We start from the raw sequence: 19146 nt of genomic DNA on the forward strand, positions 1-19146 counted from the left end.
TACGGTTCTCCACCGGGTTCCGCCCTTCCCTCGTTCGCTGTCTGACTGATCAGTGGCCGAACGGCCGCCGTAGCGCGGTCAGTTGAGGACCTGCACCTCGGCGACCTTGAGCGCGAGGTCCGATCCGCGCGGCATGTCGATGTCGAAGGTCTTCGCGTTCGGCCCGGTGATCACCACATGGGCCCGCCAGTGCGCCGTCACGGTGCCGGTGAAGACACCCCCCTGCCGGGCGCCCGAGCCGACCGCGAACTCGTAGCCGCAGTCAGGGGATTTCGCGTCCCCGTACTTGGGGTCGTACGGCGTCCCGGCCGTGGCGCAGTCCACCACCATCCCCTGGCCGAAGTCCCAGGTCATGCCGTTCAGTTGCGCGGTGACGGTGACCGAGGCACCCGGAACCGCGAGCGAACTCGGCTTGGGCGCCACCATGCCCTCGGCCCAGAGCCAGACCGGCGCCTTCACCACGGCGGTGTCCTTGGGCGCGACGCTCGCCTTGGGCGTCGGGAAGGCCATCCGGTCGGCGAGCAGCTTCGCCTGGACGGTCAGGTCGATCACCGGGGTCGCGCCCGGCGCGTTGCCTTGGAAAACGATTTCGGCGCCACCCTGCCCACCGTTCGTCTGCGGGCAGACCTTCGTGTAGAGCGAGCCCTCGGACGGCTTGTGTCCCTTCCAGGCGTCGTCACCCTCGGCGGGCGGGTTGTCCAGGGGTCGGAAGTAGCAGCCCCAGTCGCTGTTGAAGTAGCCGCGCTCCGGGTCGTAGCAGGCCCACTGGACGTCGTGGTAGCTGCACAGCTGCGGGCCGCTGTTCCCACCGTCGCCGCCACCGCCCTGCGAGGGGCGGGGAGTCGACGTACTTCCTCCGCTGCCCGCGTGCGAGCAGATCACGCTCGGGGCACATTGTTCGGCTCCGACGTCCGGTGGTTCGTCCGCCGTCGCCGTTACCGCCGAGGACAACAACAGCCCGGCGGACAACGATGCGACGACCGCGAATCGCCGGGCCGGTTTCCGCGAGTTCAGCATGTCCGGTCCACCTCCCGCTTGAAGTCGTAGATCAGCCAGTGCGCTTGGAACCATCGCAGGGAAGCGGTCGCGACATAGCGGTTCAACCGGTCGGCCGGTTCCTTTGCGGTGCGGGTGACGGCGTCGACGCGGTGCCAGTCCGAGAGGTCGACGCAGTCCTCGATCACGGCGGCCTGCGGATCGGCTTTCAGGTCAATGGTCTTCACCACGGCCGAATTCCGCGGCGTTCCGGTCATCACCAGTTTGGCGTCGTGGAGTTGACGGAGGCCGACCAGGGTGTCGGACAGGGCCCGCCCGGAGGAGTACGCCTCAAGCGCGGAACCGTCCGAATCCGTACGCCCGAAAGCCTCGGCCTGAGCCTGCCACCAGTCCTGATATGTCCTCAAGGCCAGTCGGCCCCGGGCCCCTTCCGGACCGTCGGTCGGCGCGATCGAGGCGTTTACCGAACCACCCGAAGGGGTTAACGGGTTCACTCCCGCAACAGTGGCCGCAGGCGACCCGAGACGATCGACGGAACCGTCGGCACCACCGCTCGCACAAGCACCGAGCAGCAACACCAGAACCGCCCCACCGACCACAACCGCCCCAGGACGCAACACATTTCCGCGCTGCCGCATCGCCCACCTCGTCGCGACCGAGCCGATCCGTGATCCACGGCCGCCAGGAGAATTCCGCCGTCCCACGGGTGTTTCCGCTGGGGATCGATTCTTCGCCAACCCACCCCATCACGGCAACACCTCAGGCCCCCTGACCTTACGCGGAAGGCGGTTCCGTCGGGGCGCTTTCCCGCCACAGAACGGCCAACAGTTCTTCGGAAAGCGACAATCCGGCCAATGCGCCCCGAACCGCGGCCCGATTGCGCATCAACAGGCGTCCACTGCGCGGCGGAACGAGCAGGCGCGCGACCGGCGCACCCGAACTACCGGCCGGCTCTCCCCCGTCCAGCAACCCGGCGACGGCGGGCTGGAGGTCCAGCGGGGCGACGGCCGCGGGGGCACCCGGGACGCCGTGGCGCAGGACGGTGGTGAGCGCCCGGCTGAACGAGCCCTCGCCGCCCGGCAGTACGGCGTCCCGGCCGCGTCTGCCCGGACTGTAGCGGCCGATCCGGCCCCACAACGGAACCCGGGAGTAGCTGAGCAGTTCACCCGCGCTGTCCTCGCCGCCGCGCTCCAGCGCCGCCCAGGTGTCCCGGTCGGCCACCGCATCGACCAGCAACAGCGCCTCCTCGTGGTCACCGTGCACCATCGCGCTGACCACCCAGTCCCAGGCCAGGCCGCGCCGGTAGGCGTTGGCGGCGGTGCTGCCGCCGGTGACCAGGGCGAGCCGGCGCCCGCGCGGGTCGGCGACCAGCTGGCCGACCAGGCAGACCACCAGCCAGCGGCCCGGCTGCTGGGCCGCGTTCCGGACGGCGGTGAGCATCGCATTGGCGTCCGCGTCCGGCGCCGTACCGACGACCCGGCAGCCGGCCGCGCCGGTGTCGAAGCACATCCCGGGCAGCACCTCGGTCAGCAACCGGGCCCCCTCCGACGCGCGCGCCGAACCGCCGTACGCCCGGTCCGGCCCGCCGTCCGCCCCGATCACCACCAGATCGACCCCGCCGGCCATTCGTCCGCCCCCCTCCTCCACCATTCCTCCACCCGCCGGGCAGGCTACCGCTCCGGGCGGCCGCCGAGGGGGCTCCCGGCCCGTCCGCTCAGGGACCATGGGCCCTATCGACGCGCGTACCGACCGGAGGACGATCGGACGCATGGAGCGTGAGGACCGTGTGGAGACCCTGAGCGAGGCCGAGAGCCTGCGGCTGCTCAGCACCGTGCCCGTCGGGCGCGTGGTGTACACCGAGCACGCACTGCCGGCCGTGCTGCCGGTCTCCTTCGAGGTCCTGGACGGGCGGCTGGTGCTCGCCGTGCGCCGGGGAAGTGCCACCGCGCGCGGGGTTGACGGCTCGGTGGTGGCCTTCCAGGCGGACCTGCTGGACCCGGTCACCCGCACCGGATGGAGCGTGCTGGTGCACGGGCGGGCCGACGCGGTGAGCGACCCGGAGCAGGTGCGGCGGGTGCTGCGCTCCGGGCGGCGGCCGTGGGTGGGGGACCCGGAGCCGCTGTTCATCGCGTTGGTGCCGGAGCTGGTCAGCGGGCGGCGACTGTTCCCGACCGGGCAGGGCTCGCGGGGGTCGGGCCCGCTGGGGCGTACGGCGCTGCGGCCCTGAGCCCTCCCCTCCTTCCTCTCGTCGTCGGTGCACTCGTCACCGGTGCACTCGTATCAGTGCTCTGCCGTCGTCAGTGCTCTGTCGTCGGTCCTCTCGTCGTCGGCTCCTGACAGGAACCGGTGGGTAGGCATACGCTTCCGGCGTCCTGACCCCTTGCCGGGCCCGTCCCCTTCCAGGAGCGCACCGTGACGACCTTCGCCTCCCTCGCCGAACTGACCGCCGCCGTCGGCACCGAACTGGGCACCAGCGAGTGGCACACCATCGACCAGCGGCAGATCGACCTGTTCGCCGAGGCGACCGGGGACCACCAGTGGATCCACGTGGACCCGGAGCGGGCGAAGGAGAGCCAGTTCGGCTCGACCATCGCGCACGGTTACCTGACCCAGTCGATGATCCCGGTGCTGGCCAAGGAGTGCTACGGCGTCGAGGGCGTGCGGATGGCGCTGAACTACGGCTCGGACAAGGTGCGCTTCCCGGCTCCGGTGCCGGTGGGTACGGCGATCCGGGCCACCGCCGAGCTGATCTCGGCCACCGAGGTGCCGGGCGGGGTCCAGGCGGTGGTCCGGTTCACCATCACGAGTGAGCGAAGCGCCAAGCCGCACTGCGTCGCGGAGGCGATCACCCGTTTCTACGCGTAGCGCCGGCGCGGTACCGCGACCCGCGTCGAGTACGCCGATTGGACCGTGCGGGACTCTCCACCAGGTCCGGACGGCGCACGGAGCGTAGTCTCCGACGAGATGGTTGTCGTACCGCAGTGGCCTCATCTGCCCCTTGGGTGCGCGCCCCGGCATGCCCGGTAGCCGTGACCGTCCCTGGAGGAGCCGTGCCCCGCCCCGTCCCGTGGTTCTCCCGCCTCGCCGGTCTGATTTCACAGCTCGTCCCGCCGTCCGCCGGGCCGGCCGCCGACCGCGCCGTCCCGGGCCTGGCCGGACTCCCCCGCGCGGCCTGGCACCGGGTCCGGACCGACGCCTTCGGGGCCGAGCCCCGAGGCGAGCGGCTGGCCCGGATCCGCCGCTCGCCCCAGTTCGTCGACGGAGCCTTCCGCAACCCGGTGCCGACCCGCCGCCTGGTGTACGAGCGGAGCCCGCTGGAGATCGCCCGCGCCCAGCTGACCGGGAACAAGACCCGCCGGTCGCCGACCGCCGCCGTGCCGGTGCACCGGCTGCTGCCGGTCGACCTGTCCACGCCACCGGAGTCCGGGCTGCGGCTCACCTGGCTCGGGCACGCCACGGTGCTCGCCGAGATCGGCGGGCGGCGCGTCCTGATCGACCCGGTCTGGGGCGAGCGCTGCTCCCCGTTCGCCTGGACCGGGCCCAAGCGGATGCACCCGGTACCGCTGCCGCTGTCCGAACTCGGGCCGGTGGACGTGGTGGTGGTCTCACACGACCACTACGACCACCTCGACATGGCCACCGTGCGGGCACTGATCGGCAGCGGCGCGGCGTTCGCCGTACCGCTGGGGGTCGGGGCGCACCTGGAGCACTGGGGGGTGCCGACGGCGCGGATCGTCGAGCTGGACTGGTGGGAGTCGGCCGAGGTCGCCGGGCTGACCCTGACCGCCACGCCGGCCCGGCACTACTGCAGCCGCGGGCCGCGCACCAGCACGCTGTTCCTGTGGTCGTCCTGGGTGGTCGCGGGCGGCGGGCACCGGATCTTCCACAGCGGGGACACCGGCTACTTCCCGGGCTTCGCGGAGATCGGGCGCCGGCTCGGACCGTTCGACGCGACGATGATGCAGGTCGGCGCGTACAGCGAGTTCTGGCCCGAGGTGCACATGTCCCCCGAGGAGGGCGTCCGGGCGCACCTGGACCTGGGCGGCGAACTGCTGCTGCCGATCCACTGGTGCACCTTCAACCTGGCGACCCACCCGTGGGAGGAACCCGCCGAGCGCGTCGTCACCGCTGCCCAGATCCTCGGCGCCCGCCTCGTGGTGCCCCGCCCCGGCAAGCCCTTCGAACCCGCCGACCCGCCGGCGCTGCGGCTCTGGTGGCGCGCGGTGGCGGCGGCCCCGCGTGGCATCGAGCCGCTGGTCACCGCCGAAGCGCAGACGGCGGCGCGGACAGGGGCACGGACGGAAGCACGGACAGAGATGCGCGAACCGACGACAGGTTTCAGCGAACAGATTTCAAACTCTGTCATCTGAAATCTGTTCGCCGACAGCTGTCAGCCGCACGCCAACCGCCAGGTCCGCCGTAGCGGTCTGTGCACGTCGTGCTGGATGCCCGAGAGCGAGCCCGACATCCTCTTCTGCGACGGCGGCAAGTACCGCAACTTCAGCCGGCTTCTCCAACTGTTCGCGTGACCGCTTCTGCGGCCCTACAGCCGAAGCGCCGCCCGAAGCCACCTCTTATGGCTTCGGGCGCCGCTTTTCGTGGTGCGGTGTCAGGCGCGGGTGGTGCGATGTAGCGCTGAAGAAGCATATGTCGGCGATATGCCGTGCTGCTTAGGCTCCAGGTATGCGCGTGTTGATCGTGGAGGACGAGCCCTACCTGGCCGAAGCCGTCCGGGACGGTCTGCGGCGGGAAGCGATCGCCGCCGACATCGCCGGCGACGGCAACTCCGCTCTGGAACTGCTCAGCGTCAACTCCTACGACCTTGCGGTCCTCGACCGCGACATCCCCGGCCCCTCCGGCGACGAGATCGCCCGACGAATCGTCGCCTCCGGCAGCGGCATCCCGATCCTCATGCTCACCGCTGCCGACCGGATCGACGACAAGGCGTCCGGGTTCGAGCTCGGCGCCGATGACTACCTCACCAAACCGTTCGAGCTCCGGGAGCTCGTCATGCGGCTGCGGGCGCTGGACCGCAGACGCGCGCACGCCCGACCCCCGGTCAGCGAGATCGCGGGCCTGCGGCTGGACCCCTTCCGTCGGCAGGTCTTCCGTGACGGACGCTACGTCGCGCTCACCCGGAAGCAGTTCGCCGTGCTCGAAGTCCTCGTCGCCGCCGAAGGCGGTGTCGTCAGCGCCGAAGAACTCTTGGAGCGGGCCTGGGACGCCAACGCCGACCCCTTCACCAACGCCGTCCGCATCACCGTCTCCGCCCTGCGCAAACGACTCGGCGAACCATGGCTCATCGCCACGGTGCCCGGCGTCGGCTACCGAATCGACACCGGCATGGACACCACCCACCCTGGCAGCACTCATGAATAGGCGCCCAGGGCTCAGCGCCCGCCTGAAACTCACCATCAGCTACGCCGGATTCCTCCTCATCGCCGGCACTCTCCTGCTGGCCGTGGTGTGGGTGTTCCTGCTGCGCTACGTACCCGACAGCCCCCAGGGCCTTCTCGGGGTCGCACCCAACCGCTACCTCCTCGTGCGCGTGTTCGCCCCCGCCGCGGCCATAGCACTGGCCTTTCTGCTGGCGTTCGGCCTCCTGGGGGGATGGATCCTCGCCGGCCGGATGCTCGCACCACTCACACGGATCACAGACGCGACACGGATGGCCGCGAACGGATCACTGTCCCACCGGGTCCGCATGCAAGGTCCCCGAGACGAATTCCGCGAACTCGCCGACGCGTTCGACATCATGCTCGAACAACTCGAATCCCACGTCACCGAACAGCAACGATTCGCCGCGAACGCCTCCCACGAACTGCGCACCCCACTGGCGATCTCGAAGACACTCCTCGACCTCGCCCGCAACGACCCCACGCGGGATCAGGGCGAAATCATCGAACGCCTCCACACCGTCAACACGCGGGCGATCGACCTCACCGAGGCCCTCCTGCTGCTCAGCCGCGCCGACCGCAAGAGCTTCACCCGCGAGCCCGTCGACCTGTCCCTCATCGCCGAAGAAGCCACCGAAACGCTGCTTCCCCTCGCCGAAAAGCGCCAGATCACGCTCGACGTCACCGGCGAGAAGGCACAGACCCCCGGCTCTGCGGCGCTCGTTCTGCGGATGGTGACCAACCTCGTCCAGAACGCCATCGTCCACAACCTCCCCTCCGGCGGCACCGTAACGGTCCACACCGAATCGCAGCACGACGCGAGCGTGCTGCGGGTCGAGAACACTGGCCAGAGGGTCCCGGCGGAACTCCTACCGACCCTCACCGAACCCTTCCAACGCGGAACGGAACGCACACGCACCGACGAACATGTCGGGGTCGGCCTCGGGCTGGCCATCGTGCACAGCATCGTCCGGGCACACGACGGGACCGTCGACCTCGCACCCCGCCCCACCGGCGGTCTCCTCGTCACGATTCGACTTCCCGGCACGCCGCAGGCATCGCCCCCGAGTGGTGCCCACTAGATCGTTGATCGGCTCCGCGAGGGAGAGGGCGTTCACGGTGGGGGCAGGTGGGCGGGCGTGACGGCGAACTCGTCCTGACCATCGCACTGCCGGCATGCGCCAGTTCCTTGATGCCGGGGATTCGGTGTATCGCGGGCGTATCGAAAACCGCATACGCCACCGCAACAGCCTTCCGTCTTCAGTGGAGGCACGGGGACCACATGGGTGGGTGATCGATTGCCGATAGCGGTCGCCGGTAGACCTGCAACGGTCGATTTGTCGATCAGGAAAGGACCGTGATCATGGACTCGGATTCCGTACGTGGTATCAATCGGCGGCGGCTGCTCGGGTGGGGCGGGTTGGCGGCCGCCGGCGTGGTGGCGGCCGGCGCGCCGCTGGTGGGCGCCCGACCCGGCCGCGCCGACCCGGCCGCGACCGACTCCGACATCCCACCGGCCACCCGTCCCGGCGGAGCCTACGACCAGTACCTGGCGAAGCTGGCCGCCGAGGGGAAGTTCTCCGGCGTGGTGCTGTTGTCGCACCGAGGCAGGACGGTGCTGTCCCGCAGCTACGGCATGGCCGACAGGGAGAAGGGGATTCGCAATCACGAAGGCATCGCGTTCAGCCTCAGCTCGGCGGGCATGCCGTTCGGCGCGGTGGCCATCTTGCAGCTGGCACAGCAGGGCGGGCTGAGCCTGTCGGACACGGTGGGCACCCACCTGAAGGGCTTCGCCAAGGACATCGCCGAGCAGGTGACCATCCACCACCTGCTCTCCGGCACCTCCGGGCTGAGCACCCCGGACGAGGACGTGCAACGCGTCTTCCAGAGCCGGGAGGAGGTGTACGGGTACTACGAGCAGTGGGTCCGGCAGTCCGAGCTGGTGGCTGTCCCCGGCACTCGCACCAGCCACTCCGGCGCCGATGTCGGCATCCCCGCGTTGATCGTGGAGGCCGTGAGCGGCAAGACGTACTGGGACTACGTGCAGGAGAACATCTTCGGACGCTGCGGCATGACCGGCTCGGCGTTCCACACCAGGCCGCAGTGGCTCACCGACGAGCACATCGCGCACCCGTACATGACGCTGGCCGACGGCAGCCAGGTGGACGCGGTCCGCAATCTGGACAAGGGCAGCCCGCACCCGGACGTACTCGGCAAGAACCCGGGCCGCGGCTTCATCGATGCCCCCGGGGTCGGCGGCTTCGCCACCGCGCCGGATCTGGTCCGGTTCGCGCGCGCGCTGGGCGACGGCACGGTGCTGGACCGGCCCTGGGCCGAGTTGCTCACCGGAGCCAAGATCCCCCACGGTGGTTCGTCGTTCGGGGCCTACGACATGCCGGTCCACATCGTCAACGGCCAGTGGGTCTTCGGGCGCGGCGGTGGCAACCCCGGTGTCAGCGCCAACTGGAACATCTACCCGTACACCGGCTGGGTCGGCGTAGTCCTCGGCAACTGCGACGGCCTGCCGCCGCAGGAGATCACCGGGCGGGAGATACAGGCCGTCACCGGGGCTTCGCCCGGCGACGGGGGTGGTGGCTGAAACGGTCCGGCGGCAGACACGGAGAGAGGGGATCTCCTCCAGCCCGGTGTGCCGGGCACGCGCAGGGCGCCATCGGCGGTTCCGTTTCGAGGTCGGCTTATCGGACTTCCACTGTCTGATGGCTCGTCAGGGTGACGCCGCAGTAAATGCCGAATTTACTGCGGCGGCGCCGGAAGGAGTCGACGGGATGACGCCGCCGGAGGTGGCCAGGTCGAGGCTCCGGCCGGCGGCGCCGTCCAGGACGGCCGACGGACGCAGATAGGCGTACGCGTGTGCGGATTGCGCCATGCGGAGCACGCTGGGTGACGGGCCTGACAGCCCGTCGGGGTCACCGTGGAGTGAAACACGTTCTATCCGTCGAAAGCGTTACCCAGGTCACACCGCCACACGGTTGGCTTCTGCCACTATGGCCCGGTGACCGACCTGACCGAACAGCAGATCCCGACCGAGCAGGCGCCCCGCCCGGCCGCCCAGTTCGCCGAGCTGCTGGAGATCGAGCAGCTGGATGAGAACACGTTCCGGGGGCACTGCCACGCCGGGGCCCCGATGCGCGCCTTCGGCGGCCACGTCGCCGCCCAGGCCCTCGCCGCCGCCGGACGCACCTGCGACGGACAGCGCGCGGTGCACTCGCTGCACAGCTACTTCCTGCTGCCCGGCAACCCGACCCGGCCGATCGACTACGAGGTCGAGCGGCTGCGCGAGGGCCTCACCTACGCCACCCGCCGGGTCCGCGCGGTGCAGGACCGGAACGAGATCTTCAGCCTCACCGCCTCCTTCAAGCGCCCCGAGCCGACCGGCGAGCGCCACCGCGAGATGCCGCCGGTGCCCGCCCCGGAGACCCTGCCCGACGCCTTCTCACAATGGGACGAGGAGCTGCGCGCCGCGATCAAGGCCTCCGACGGCTTCCGCGACCTCGAACTGCGCTTCGTCCCGGCGGACGCCCCGGGCGTGCCGCCGGCCGTCCCGGGGATGCCGCAGCAGTTCGTCTGGGTACGCATCGCCACCCCCTTCCCGGTCGACGACCCGCTGCTGCACACCTGCGCGCTCACCTACCTGTCGGACCTCACCCTGGCCTCCACCGCCGGGCTGCACGAGCAGCCCAACTTCTTCCAGCGCACCGAGCCGCCCCGGCTGCTGATGGCCTCGCTGGACCACGCGATGTGGTTCCACCGCCCGTTCCGGGCCGACGAATGGCTGCTGTTCGCCCAGCGCAGCCCGTCCGCCTCGGACGGCCGGGGCCTGTCGCTCGGCGAGTTCTACGACCGGGACGGCCGACTGGTCGCCTCGGCCGTCCAGGAAGCGCTGATCCGCAGGCTGTCCTAGCCGGCGCGGGCCCCCGGACACCGCGGTGGCCACCGGGCGAACGGAAGGGGGCCGGTCGGCGTCATACTCCTGAGCGGCCCCGGCCCGTATCATGGTGCGGGTGACCAAGGTTGACCTGTCACCACGGCCGGTGGAGGCGATGTCTCCGCGTCAGCTCGAACGCCGCGAAAGCCTGATCGCGGCCGCGCTCGCCCTGGTGAACGAGATCGGCGTCGAGCGGCTGCAGATGAAGCAGGTCTGCGAGCGGTCCGGAGTCGCCCTGGGGACGGCGTACCGCTACTTCTCCTCGAAGGACCACCTCCTGGCGGCGGCGATCGCCGAGTGGCACCGCCTGCTGCTGGCCGACCTGGTGGCCGAGCTGCGCGGACCCCGCGCCGGGCTGGGGGCCACCGACCGGGCGGTCCGGTTCGTCCGGGGCGGGATGCGGGCCTACCAGCGGCAACCCGAGCTGGCGCGCCTGCGGGTGGCCGTCGCCGCCTCCACCGACCCGTTCGCCAGCGAGGCCCTGCAGGGGATGGCCCGGGCCGACAGCGCGGCCCTGCAGGCGGTGACGGCCGAGGTGCCGGCGGCGGCCAGCGACCTGGTGCGGCACATCGTCGCGCACGCCTGGCAGGGGGAGCTGACCGCCTGGGTGACCGGCCGCACCACTCTCGGGGACGCCCGACGGCGGCTGGAGGACGTGGTGCGGCTGGTGCTGAACCCGTACGAGACCCACTACCCGGCCCCGTACGAGGTCCAGTCCACCGGCTGAGCCCCGGGCACGCGGGCTCAGACCACCGTTGGCCCAGAGCACCGTTGGCCCAGAGCACCGTGGACCCAGGCCGCCGCGGTCAGACCACCGTCACCGGGTGCGCCACCACCGCGCCGAACAGGTAGCCCTCCCGGTTGAACGGCGCCCGCTCCGGCTGGCCGCCGCCGAGGCGGTCCGTCGCGCGGGCGCGCAGCTCGTACGGGCCGGGCCGCTCGGGGCGCCAGTCGACGCTCCAGCGCGTCCAGTTGTCGGCGCGCGGCTCCTCCCGCAGCTCGGCGGGCCGCCAGGTCCGGCCGCCGTCGGTGCTCACCTCGACCCGGTCCACCGGGGCGGCGCCGGACCAGGACCGCCCGTGCAGCCGATGCTCGCGCCCGGCCGCCAGCACCGCGCCGACGGCCAGTTCGAAGGCCGACTTGACCAGCTGGGTGCTGAGCGGGGCGCCACCGCCGGGCGGGTAGTCCGGGCCGAACATCCGGTAGAAGTCGGTGTTCCACGGCGACTGGAGCGGGTGGTCGGCCACCTCGATGCTGCCGACCCACTTGATCGAGGCGATGCCCACCCAGCCGGGCACCACCAGCCGGGCCGGCGCGCCGTGGTCGGGGGTCAGCGGCTCGTCGTTCATCTCGTAGGCGAGCAGTACGTCGTCCAGCGCCTTGGCGACCGGCAGCGGGCGGCGCACCGGGCCGTAGTTCTCGCCGCCGACCACGTAGTCCGGGTCCAGGCCGACCGGCAACAGGTCCACCGCGTCGTCGGTCAGCCCGGCCGCCCGCAGCAGCTCGGCCAGCCGGACCCCGCGCCAGCTCGCCGAGCCGATGCCGCCGAGCCTCCACGGCGTGCCGGGCACGCTCTGGTGCTGCTGGCTGCGGTAGTAGCTGCGCCCGTTGCCGGCGCACTCGATCAGCGCGTCGATCCTGGTCGACGGCAGCGCCCGCAGGTCCTCCAGGGCGAACTCGACCGCCCGACCGGCCGTCGGGGCGCCGCGCAGGCCGCTGCCGAACAGCCTCAGCCGCCAGCGGTCCGGATCGATCAGCGGGGTACCGGTGTGGTTGCGGACGAAGAACCGTTCCGTCGGCACATGGCGGCCGATCACGGCCTTGCCGTCGGCGTCGCGCAGCGCGTCCCAGCGCATCTCGGCGTTGGTGTCGTGCGGGACGAACCACTCGGCAGGAAGCGGTTTGACGATTCCGGGCACGGGCCTGGGCACCTCCTCGGCAGCCGCGCGGCCCGGGGCGAACACCGGCGCGGCCGACGCGGGCACGGTGAGCGCCCCGGCGGCGGAGCGCGGCGGCATCCGGACGGCACTGTCCGGATGGCGCTCCTTCCCTCAGCGTAGGCGCTCCGGCGCGTCACGTAACCACGAACGCCGACCGGACTTCCCGCCCGGTCTCCGCCCGAGCGGCCGCCGTGATCCTCCACTTGACCTTCTCACCGGTGTGAACTCCTAGCGTTCCCGTTGTCGGAGCAATCCCACGCGATCCCGTCCGCCCCACCGAGGAGGCCCTCATGCCGTCCACCAGCACGCCGTTCGCCCCGCTCGCCCGGATCGTCCAGGGCTCCGGCCCCGGTCTGCTGCTCGCCCACGGCGCCGCGGGCAGCGCCCGGGACAACTGGGGCCCGCTGCTGCCCGACCTCGCCGCGCACCGCACCGTCGTCGCCCCCGACTACCCCGGCTCCGGCGACAGCCCGTACGAGCCCGGCGAGCCCACCCTCGACGAGCTCGCCGAGCGGCTGGTCGCCGCCGCCGACGAGGAGGGCCTGTCCACCTTCGACCTGGCCGGCTTCTCGCTGGGCGCGGCCGTCGCGGCCCGGATCGCCACCCGCCACCCCGAGCGGGTCCGCTCGCTGCTGCTGCTCGCGGGCGTGGCCGGCGGCTCGGCGCGGCTGAGCATGCTCTCGGAGCTGATGGTCGCGCTTGAGGACCGGCCGGCCGACCTCGCCCGGCTGATGCTCACCGTCGTCTTCGGCCACAGCTGGGTGGACGCGCTGCCCGCCGAGCAGCGCGCGGAGCTGGAGGAGGCGCTCAAGTCCCCGCTGCCCGCGGGCTTCCGGCAGCAGTTCCGGCTCGCCGCCCGGGTCGACGTGCGCGAGGAGCTGGCCGCGATCGCCGTCCCGACGACCGTCGTCGGCACCGCCGAGGACATGCTCGTCCAGCCGTCCCAGCACCGCCTGCTGGCCTCTGGCATCCCCGGCGCCCGCTTCGTCGAACTCCCTGGCGGACACCTGCCGACGATCGACGCGCTGCCCCAACTGCGCGACGTGATGCTGGAGTTCGTGAAGGCCTGAGACAGGTGGGAACACCCCGCCCACCGGCCGCGTTGCCCGATCATGCGCATCGGAGAACTCGCCCGCCTGACCGGGGTGTCCACCCGCCTGCTCCGCTACTACGAGGAGCAGGGCCTGCTCCGGCCCGCCCGCACCACGGCCGGCTACCGGGAGTACGGCGAGGAGGACACCGTACGGGTGTGGCAGATCCGCAGCCTGCTCGCGGCCGGACTGTCCACCCGGGTCATCGCCGAACTGCTGCCCTGCGCCACCGGCCCGATACCTGTGCTGGAGGCCTGCCCGAACCTGGTCGCCACCCTGCGCGGCGAACTCGCCGACCTGGACGCCCGGATCGACGACCTCACCCGCAGCCGCCGGGCCCTCTCCCGCTACCTCGCCGCCACGCACCAGCCGAGCGAGCATCAGGCGGCCTGACGCTCCCTTTCGACGACCTGACGGGACGTGGACCCCCACCGGGATTCACCACGGCGTGAAGGTGGCCGCTACCACGCCCCGACGGTTGCCACCCCGCTGACCGACTCCGCGTGGACCCGGCCGCCGGCCCTCGCGCCTCCACCGCGCCCACGACCTCCGCGACGCCGTACGGATCGCGCCGTACGGGTCGCCGTACGGGTCGCCGTCGGCGAGGCCTTCACCGAACTCGGACGACCCCGCTGACCAGCGCATACGCCCCATCCGCCGGCCGGGTGGGGCGTATGCGGCCAACCGACGCCCAACCCCCGTCCGGACTTCACCCGCGCGTACCGACCGTTCACACCGCCCTGAGAGCCTTCCTGTCATGAACGCCAGCCCTCAGGCGCCCTACCAGGAACCGCGCTTCCCCCTCCCCCAGCGCCACCGCCGCCTCCTCGCCTGCACCGCCGTCCTCGCCTCCATCGCCCTCGGCACCCTCGGTGTCGGCGCCACGGTCGAGACCCTCCAGCACGGCCCCCTCGCCGCCGCCGCCACCACCGCCAGCAAGTAGCCGGCCCCACCCAGCACCGCCATCCACCCCGGACGCGGTGCTTTCGCGTTCCCGCCCCCGGCAGGCTCGACGGCCCTACCGGCGGTCGCCACCGACCGCCGGGGCACCGAACCGGTGGTCGACGGCGGACTCTTCTCGGCCCGCTGCTTCCCGGGCCACCGACTCGGGGCGGCCCGGTCGACTTCCTGCGGTTCACCTTGGCCGGGGCAGCAAGCGCGAAGCGCGAGAAGTCGGCCCGGTCGACTTTCCGCGCGAGCACCGCCGTCTCGCCGGGGACACGTGCCGCACGCGGGAGGAGCACCGACTGCGGCCGCCTCACGCTGCCCTGCGCCCCGCTCCTGCCCGCACGGGCGGGCGGGCGGTTCCGGCTTCTGCTACGCCCGCTGCTCCGCGCGTGCCGCCGCCGGGGGTGGGGTGGCCGGGCGGGAGTGGCGGCCGGTGCCGGGGGTGGGGTGGAGGTCGGGCGCCGGGGCGTAGCGGGCGGCCGGGGGACGGAGGAGCCAGGTGGTGCGGGGGGTGGGGGTGATGAGGCCGAGGCGGTGGAGGAGGTCGAGGGCGTCGCGGCGGAGGGCGGTGCGGTCGGCGAGGTAGTGGGTGGGGAGGCCGTACTCGTCGGTGATGTCGCCGAGGACGCCGTCTATCAGGGCGTCCGCGATCGGGACGTCGCCCTCGGCGGTCTCGCCGGGCAGCGGGCGGACCTCCTCGACCAGGCGCTCGACCAGTAGCAGGGCGGCCTGGGCGAGGGTGCCGGTACCGGGGAGGGCGAGGTCGGTGAGTTCGGCGGCCGGGTCGAGCAGGGCGACGCCCTCGGCCCGCAGTTCGGTCTCCAGGCCGAGGAAGTCGGCGAGCGCGGCCGGGCCGCTGAGCCGGTGCTCCTGCAGCCAGCTACGCCGGTCCTCGGGGAGGTCGGCGGCGAGGACGGCGGGCGTCTCGGCGAGGAGGCGGCGGACGGCGGTGGCGGGCTCGGCCTCGGCGGCGCGGCGGATGAGGTCGGCGGCGTCGTCGGCGAGGGCGGGCGGACCGGCCGGAACGGCGCGGGCGAGTTCGCGGTCGACGGTCAGCACGAAGGCGGAGTCGGCCGGGTCGGACGGCAGTTCGCCGAGCACCTGCCAGCTGGCGAGCGCGGCGAGCGCCAGCGCGAGGTCGGCGGGCGCGGCGGCGAGTTCGGGCGCGGCGGCGCGCATCGCGTCGAGCAGTCGCCCGTACCGGAGTTGCCGGGGGGCGTCGACCAACAGCGCGAGGGCGAGCGCGAGTTGGGCGTAGCCGGCCGGGGTGAACGGGGCGCCGGTGGCGGGGTGTTCGAGGCGGCGGGCGGCACCGGGGCCGAGGCCCGCCTTGCAGAGCCGGGCGTGCCAGGGGCCGACGACCAGGCGGTAGCCGAGCAGGGTGTCGAAGCGTTCGATGAGCCAGTCGCGGTGACGACGGATCAGCGGGAAACCGTCGGCGTGCGGGCCGGAGGCGGTGACCAGCGGGTGGGCGAGCAGCAGCCGGGCGGCGATACGGCGTTCGGCGTCCGGGAGCTCCGCGTCGGAACGATCCTGCGAGCCGGCGGTCGCGCCCGCGGGCGCCCGGAGCCGCTCCGGCTTGCGGTGCCTGCCGGGCCTGCCCGGCTTGGCGCCTGACCGGACGACGGGCAGTGCGGCCTCGTCGCGCCGGGCGCGGCGCAGGCCGCCGTCGGTCCGGGCCTCACGGGCACGCGGGACGGTGGCGCCGTGGGCGGTCGGGCCGTGCCACCAGCTGATGCCGGGGTCGGCGGGCTCGGCGGGGGAGCCGAGGTGGCGGGCGGGGTAGAGGCCGAAGGAGGCGGTGCACAGGTCGTCCGCGGTGCCGGGGGTGGCGGCGGCGAACCAGTGGGCGAGCCGCAGCAGTCCCGGGTCGGGCGAGAGGACCTCTCCGACCGCCTGCGGGCCGTCAGCACCGCCCTCGGGGGCGGGCTCAGGTAGCGCGTCAGCATCGGCGGGATCGAAGTCCGGCTCGGAGGCCGGCAAGGCGTCCGGCGAAGCGCCCGACGAGAGGTCCGTCGAAGAGCCCGGTGAGGAGCCCCGCGGGGAGCCGGCTTCGCGTACGGCGAGGACGGCGTCGGCGGCTCCCCGTCCTGCCCCGCCCGTGCGTCCGTCCGGCCTGCCGACGGCCACCCGGGTGGCGCCGACCGCGTACTCCTGCTGCTCCATGTCGGGATCCAGACTAGTCGGTGACCGGGTCACCCGGTGGCACCAACCGCTCTCCTGAGCAACTCTCCGCAAGAGCCCTCGAAGCGGCCGCGCGCCCTCCGCTACCCGGGCGTCCCGTCATCCGCCGCACCCGGCCCGGGTTACGCACCGGTAACCTGCTGTTCCCCGGCCCGGTCGGCTCCCTTAGGGTCGGTGGATCCCCCACCCGAGTGACTCCGGAGGCAGCAGCCGCATGAGTATCCGTACGACCACCCGTGCCACCGGCCTCGGCGAGCGCCTGCGTTCGGCCACCGGCCTGCTCGGCGGCTTCGCGGCCGCCTCGGCGACGCACCTGGGCTCGATCCTGTCCGGGGCCTCGGTGGTGCAGAACGCCACCAAGCCCGCCCTGATGCCGCTGCTGGCCGCGCACAGCGTGACGGCGGCCACGACGGCCGGGCGGCAGGCACCGAAGCTGCTGGCGCCGGCGCTGCTGGCGAGCGCGGGCGGGGACGTACTGCTGCAGCTGAAGAACGACCCCGCGTTCCTGGCCGGCATGGGCTCCTTCGCCGCCGCACACGTCTGTTACGTGACGATGTTCGTCCAGCGCGGGGCGCTCACCGACCGCCGTCGCACACTGGTGGTCGCGGCCGCGTACGCGACGGCCTGGGTGGGCCTGGTCAGTCAGCTCTGGCCGGACCTCGGGGAGCTGAAGGTCCCGGTGGCCGGCTACAGCCTGCTGCTCACCTCGACGGCCGTCTCCTCGACCGGGCTGGGCTGGCGGACCGGGTTGGGCGGGGCGCTGTTCCTGCTGTCCGACACGCTGATCGCCACCCAGCTGGCGAAGTGGCGCGAGCTGCCGGGGCATCAGTTCTGGATCATGGCGACATACGTCCTGGCCCAGTACCTGCTGGCCAGCGGCATCCTCCAGCACGAGGAGCGGCAGGAGCGGGCGGCCCTCTGACGCAGCACCGCACCGCCGGTCCCGTCAGGGGCCGGCGGTGCGACGCGGCAACGCGAAGGAGGCGAGGGCCGTCAGGCGCCACGCCTCCGGAGCAGCCAGAAGCCGCCGACACCGCCCACGACCAGCGCCAGACCGCCGGCCAGCTCCCCCGGGTTGCCCGCGACCGAACCGCCGAGGCCGGAATTCACCGCGCCGTTCGGGGCGACCTGCTGGCTGCCGACGCCGGACTGGCCGAGCGAGCCGGCCCACTCCCCCGCGGCCTTGCCCCACTCGCCGAGCCCCTTGTCGGGGCTGGCGTCCGCCACGGTGGTGACCGTGACGCCGGTCGAGAAGGCGCTGCCGTTCGGACAGGTGCCGTCGACCTTGCTGTCCCCCTGGTGCTGGGAGGCCAGCCGGGCGGAACCGGTGTGCTTGCCGTCCGCGCCCAGGGTGAGCGTCGCGGGGCCGCCCTCGAAGGCGGCGGAGTGCGCGGTGACGGTCTTGGCGTCGGGCTTGTCCGACTTCTCGCAGGAGACCGTGACCGTCACGGTCTGGCCCGGTGCGGCCCGGGACGGGCTGACTGAGGCCGCGCCGTCCCTGGCTGAGGCGAGGGGGGCCGTCAGACCGGTCAGTACCGTCGCACCGATCAGGGCGGCGGCGGCCGTACGCATGGGGCGCATGCCGGAACCTCCGGGATTCTCGGGCGCAGCCGGGGGACTCCCATGTCCACGTGGTGTTTCAACTGCACCCGGTCATTCACCGACGGTAGGAAGGCACTCCACGCTCGGCCACCGCTCAGGACCGTTCGAGCGACAGCCCGTCACCCAGCGTGATTCTCGTGACTCAGAGGTCGAGGTCCACCACGACCGGGGCGTGGTCCGAGGTGCCCTTGCCCTTGCGGGCCTCGCGGTCCACGTAGCTGTCGGTGACGGCGTCGACGAAGGGCTTGTTGGCATAGGTGAGGTCGATCCGCATGCCCCGGTTCTTCGGGAAGGCCAGCTGGCGATAGTCCCAGTAGGTGTAGGGGCGGTCGTACTTGAGCGGGCGCGGCAGCACGTCGTGCAGGCCGATCCCGTCGAGCGCCTCCAGCGCGGCGCGCTCGGTGGGGGTGACGTGGGTGAGGCCCTCGAAGGCGGCGACGTCGTAGACGTCCTCGTCGGTGGGGGCGATGTTGAAGTCCCCGAGGACGGCGAAGGGGCGCGGGCCGGCCGCGTCCTCGGCGGCGGCCTTGCGCAGCGCCTCCAGCCACTCCAGCTTGTAGTGGTAGTGCGCGTGGCCGACCTCCCGGCCGTTGGGCACGTAGACCGACCAGACCCGGACCGGGCCACAGGTGGCCGCGATGGCGCGCGGCTCGACGTCGGGCAGCAGGGCGCCGTCGGCGAGGAAGCCGGGCTGGTCGGGCAGGCCGCGCACGACGTCCTCCAGGCCGAGCCGGGAGACGATGGCGACGCCGTTCCACCGGCCCGTGCCGTGCGCGGCCGTCTCGTAGCCGAGCTCACGGACCTCGTCGTACGGGAAGACGTCGGCCGCGCACTTGAGCTCCTGGAGGCAGAGCACGTCGGGCTTGGCGCTCTCCAGCCATGCCAGGAGCTTGGGCAGCCGCGCGGTGACGGAGTTGATGTTCCAGGTGGCGATGCGGACGGTCACGGCGGGCGGCCTTCCCGGTGGTTCGGTCGGTACGGACGGGGGTGGGCCCCCGAGGAGGCCCACCCCGAACATACCGCCCGCCTCCGACAGGCCGATC

The 19146-nt window shown here is 72.5% G+C and carries 20 protein-coding genes; 12 read left to right on the forward strand and 8 right to left on the reverse strand.

Features of this window, described 5'->3' with window-relative positions; translation table 11 throughout:
* Positions 1-78: 78 nt before the first annotated feature.
* The 3 genes from ACIRYZ_RS03185 to ACIRYZ_RS03195 all read right to left on the reverse strand — a co-directional run bounded on the left by ACIRYZ_RS03185 (position 79) and on the right by ACIRYZ_RS03195 (position 2622).
* Entirely contained in the window at positions 79-882 is an 804-nt protein-coding gene (locus ACIRYZ_RS03185; RefSeq protein ID WP_402938813.1) for a hypothetical protein, read from the reverse strand.
* Positions 883-1010: 128 nt separating this feature from the next.
* Positions 1011-1634 carry a hypothetical protein gene (locus tag ACIRYZ_RS03190; protein ID WP_402938816.1) on the reverse strand — a complete coding sequence of 208 codons (624 nt, stop codon included), beginning with the start codon at positions 1632-1634 and terminating at the stop codon, positions 1011-1013.
* A gap of 136 nt (positions 1635-1770) precedes the next feature.
* The gene (locus tag ACIRYZ_RS03195; RefSeq protein ID WP_402938818.1) at positions 1771-2622 is read right to left on the reverse strand and encodes a hypothetical protein; all 852 of its coding nucleotides are present in this window, start codon (positions 2620-2622) and stop codon (positions 1771-1773) included.
* Positions 2623-2764: 142 nt separating this feature from the next.
* Between ACIRYZ_RS03195 and ACIRYZ_RS03200 the strand changes: the two genes are divergently transcribed.
* The 6 genes from ACIRYZ_RS03200 to ACIRYZ_RS03225 all read left to right on the forward strand — a co-directional run bounded on the left by ACIRYZ_RS03200 (position 2765) and on the right by ACIRYZ_RS03225 (position 8991).
* Positions 2765-3223, forward strand: coding sequence for a pyridoxamine 5'-phosphate oxidase family protein (locus tag ACIRYZ_RS03200; RefSeq protein WP_402938820.1), 459 nt, complete (start codon positions 2765-2767; stop codon positions 3221-3223).
* 185 nt (positions 3224-3408) lie between these two features.
* A complete protein-coding gene (locus ACIRYZ_RS03205) occupies positions 3409-3861 on the forward strand; it encodes a MaoC family dehydratase (RefSeq protein WP_380614796.1) in 453 nt (150 codons plus the stop codon).
* 284 nt (positions 3862-4145) lie between these two features.
* Positions 4146-5366 carry an MBL fold metallo-hydrolase gene (locus ACIRYZ_RS03210; RefSeq protein ID WP_402939504.1) on the forward strand — a complete coding sequence of 407 codons (1221 nt, stop codon included), beginning with the start codon at positions 4146-4148 and terminating at the stop codon, positions 5364-5366.
* A 313-nt stretch (positions 5367-5679) separates the two neighbouring features.
* The gene (locus ACIRYZ_RS03215; RefSeq protein ID WP_402938823.1) at positions 5680-6375 is read left to right on the forward strand and encodes a response regulator transcription factor; all 696 of its coding nucleotides are present in this window, start codon (positions 5680-5682) and stop codon (positions 6373-6375) included.
* Positions 6368-7474 carry a sensor histidine kinase gene (locus tag ACIRYZ_RS03220; RefSeq protein ID WP_402938826.1) on the forward strand — a complete coding sequence of 369 codons (1107 nt, stop codon included), beginning with the start codon at positions 6368-6370 and terminating at the stop codon, positions 7472-7474. The genes ACIRYZ_RS03215 and ACIRYZ_RS03220 overlap by 8 nt, the downstream gene beginning before the upstream one ends.
* 281 nt (positions 7475-7755) lie before the next feature.
* Positions 7756-8991, forward strand: coding sequence for a serine hydrolase domain-containing protein (locus ACIRYZ_RS03225; RefSeq protein WP_402938829.1), 1236 nt, complete (start codon positions 7756-7758; stop codon positions 8989-8991).
* Between the two features lie 126 nt (positions 8992-9117).
* Here the strand turns inward: ACIRYZ_RS03225 and ACIRYZ_RS03230 are convergent, their stop codons facing one another.
* Complete coding sequence (locus ACIRYZ_RS03230) at positions 9118-9279, reverse strand: hypothetical protein (RefSeq protein ID WP_402938832.1); 162 nt, start codon at positions 9277-9279, stop codon at positions 9118-9120.
* A gap of 126 nt (positions 9280-9405) precedes the next feature.
* Here ACIRYZ_RS03230 and ACIRYZ_RS03235 point away from each other — a divergent pair, with 126 nt between their 5' ends.
* Both ACIRYZ_RS03235 and ACIRYZ_RS03240 read left to right on the forward strand, forming a co-directional pair.
* A complete protein-coding gene (locus ACIRYZ_RS03235; protein ID WP_402938834.1) occupies positions 9406-10314 on the forward strand; it encodes an acyl-CoA thioesterase in 909 nt (302 codons plus the stop codon).
* Positions 10315-10414: 100 nt separating this feature from the next.
* On the forward strand, positions 10415-11065 hold the full coding sequence (locus ACIRYZ_RS03240) for a TetR/AcrR family transcriptional regulator (RefSeq protein WP_387615530.1): 651 nt from the start codon (positions 10415-10417) through the stop codon (positions 11063-11065).
* A gap of 79 nt (positions 11066-11144) precedes the next feature.
* On the opposite strand, the gene ACIRYZ_RS03245 is transcribed toward ACIRYZ_RS03240, so the two are convergent.
* Positions 11145-12356 carry a sulfite oxidase gene (locus ACIRYZ_RS03245; RefSeq protein WP_402938837.1) on the reverse strand — a complete coding sequence of 404 codons (1212 nt, stop codon included), beginning with the start codon at positions 12354-12356 and terminating at the stop codon, positions 11145-11147.
* 212 nt (positions 12357-12568) lie between these two features.
* Between ACIRYZ_RS03245 and ACIRYZ_RS03250 the strand changes: the two genes are divergently transcribed.
* The 3 genes from ACIRYZ_RS03250 (at position 12569) to ACIRYZ_RS03260 (ending at position 14312) form a co-directional block, all read left to right on the forward strand.
* Positions 12569-13348, forward strand: coding sequence for an alpha/beta fold hydrolase (locus ACIRYZ_RS03250; protein WP_402938840.1), 780 nt, complete (start codon positions 12569-12571; stop codon positions 13346-13348).
* A 42-nt stretch (positions 13349-13390) separates the two neighbouring features.
* Complete coding sequence (locus tag ACIRYZ_RS03255) at positions 13391-13762, forward strand: MerR family transcriptional regulator (protein WP_402938842.1); 372 nt, start codon at positions 13391-13393, stop codon at positions 13760-13762.
* A 364-nt stretch (positions 13763-14126) separates the two neighbouring features.
* Positions 14127-14312: a hypothetical protein gene (locus ACIRYZ_RS03260; protein WP_402938845.1), complete on the forward strand. Its 186-nt coding sequence runs from the start codon at positions 14127-14129 to the stop codon at positions 14310-14312.
* Positions 14313-14686: 374 nt separating this feature from the next.
* Here ACIRYZ_RS03260 and ACIRYZ_RS03265 read toward each other — a convergent pair whose 3' ends face one another.
* Positions 14687-16483 carry a DUF2398 family protein gene (locus ACIRYZ_RS03265; RefSeq protein WP_402938848.1) on the reverse strand — a complete coding sequence of 599 codons (1797 nt, stop codon included), beginning with the start codon at positions 16481-16483 and terminating at the stop codon, positions 14687-14689.
* 232 nt (positions 16484-16715) lie between these two features.
* Here ACIRYZ_RS03265 and ACIRYZ_RS03270 point away from each other — a divergent pair, with 232 nt between their 5' ends.
* The gene (locus tag ACIRYZ_RS03270; protein WP_402938851.1) at positions 16716-17423 is read left to right on the forward strand and encodes a lysoplasmalogenase; all 708 of its coding nucleotides are present in this window, start codon (positions 16716-16718) and stop codon (positions 17421-17423) included.
* Positions 17424-17494: 71 nt separating this feature from the next.
* Here the strand turns inward: ACIRYZ_RS03270 and ACIRYZ_RS03275 are convergent, their stop codons facing one another.
* Both ACIRYZ_RS03275 and ACIRYZ_RS03280 read right to left on the reverse strand, forming a co-directional pair.
* Entirely contained in the window at positions 17495-18082 is a 588-nt protein-coding gene (locus ACIRYZ_RS03275; protein WP_402938854.1) for a hypothetical protein, read from the reverse strand.
* 163 nt (positions 18083-18245) lie between these two features.
* Positions 18246-19049, reverse strand: coding sequence for an exodeoxyribonuclease III (locus tag ACIRYZ_RS03280; protein WP_402938857.1), 804 nt, complete (start codon positions 19047-19049; stop codon positions 18246-18248).
* Positions 19050-19146 lie beyond the last annotated feature (97 nt).

Source organism: Kitasatospora sp. NPDC101155, assembly GCF_044768305.1.
GTDB lineage: Bacteria > Actinomycetota > Actinomycetes > Streptomycetales > Streptomycetaceae > Kitasatospora.

Excerpts from the sequence above, each read along its gene's own strand:
- ACIRYZ_RS03190 (WP_402938816.1), bottom strand. The coding sequence starts at position 1,634 with ATGCGGCAGCGCGGAAATGTGTTGCGTCCTGGGGCGGTTGTGGTCGGT.
- ACIRYZ_RS03195 (WP_402938818.1), bottom strand. The coding sequence starts at position 2,622 with ATGGCCGGCGGGGTCGATCTGGTGGTGATCGGGGCGGACGGCGGGCCG.
- ACIRYZ_RS03200 (WP_402938820.1), top strand. The coding sequence starts at position 2,765 with ATGGAGCGTGAGGACCGTGTGGAGACCCTGAGCGAGGCCGAGAGCCTG.
- ACIRYZ_RS03215 (WP_402938823.1), top strand. The coding sequence starts at position 5,680 with ATGCGCGTGTTGATCGTGGAGGACGAGCCCTACCTGGCCGAAGCCGTC.
- ACIRYZ_RS03220 (WP_402938826.1), top strand. The coding sequence starts at position 6,368 with ATGAATAGGCGCCCAGGGCTCAGCGCCCGCCTGAAACTCACCATCAGC.
- ACIRYZ_RS03225 (WP_402938829.1), top strand. The coding sequence starts at position 7,756 with ATGGACTCGGATTCCGTACGTGGTATCAATCGGCGGCGGCTGCTCGGG.
- ACIRYZ_RS03230 (WP_402938832.1), bottom strand. The coding sequence starts at position 9,279 with ATGGCGCAATCCGCACACGCGTACGCCTATCTGCGTCCGTCGGCCGTC.
- ACIRYZ_RS03245 (WP_402938837.1), bottom strand. The coding sequence starts at position 12,356 with ATGCCGCCGCGCTCCGCCGCCGGGGCGCTCACCGTGCCCGCGTCGGCC.
- ACIRYZ_RS03250 (WP_402938840.1), top strand. The coding sequence starts at position 12,569 with ATGCCGTCCACCAGCACGCCGTTCGCCCCGCTCGCCCGGATCGTCCAG.
- ACIRYZ_RS03255 (WP_402938842.1), top strand. The coding sequence starts at position 13,391 with ATGCGCATCGGAGAACTCGCCCGCCTGACCGGGGTGTCCACCCGCCTG.
- ACIRYZ_RS03260 (WP_402938845.1), top strand. The coding sequence starts at position 14,127 with ATGAACGCCAGCCCTCAGGCGCCCTACCAGGAACCGCGCTTCCCCCTC.
- ACIRYZ_RS03265 (WP_402938848.1), bottom strand. The coding sequence starts at position 16,483 with ATGGAGCAGCAGGAGTACGCGGTCGGCGCCACCCGGGTGGCCGTCGGC.
- ACIRYZ_RS03270 (WP_402938851.1), top strand. The coding sequence starts at position 16,716 with ATGAGTATCCGTACGACCACCCGTGCCACCGGCCTCGGCGAGCGCCTG.
- ACIRYZ_RS03275 (WP_402938854.1), bottom strand. The coding sequence starts at position 18,082 with ATGCGCCCCATGCGTACGGCCGCCGCCGCCCTGATCGGTGCGACGGTA.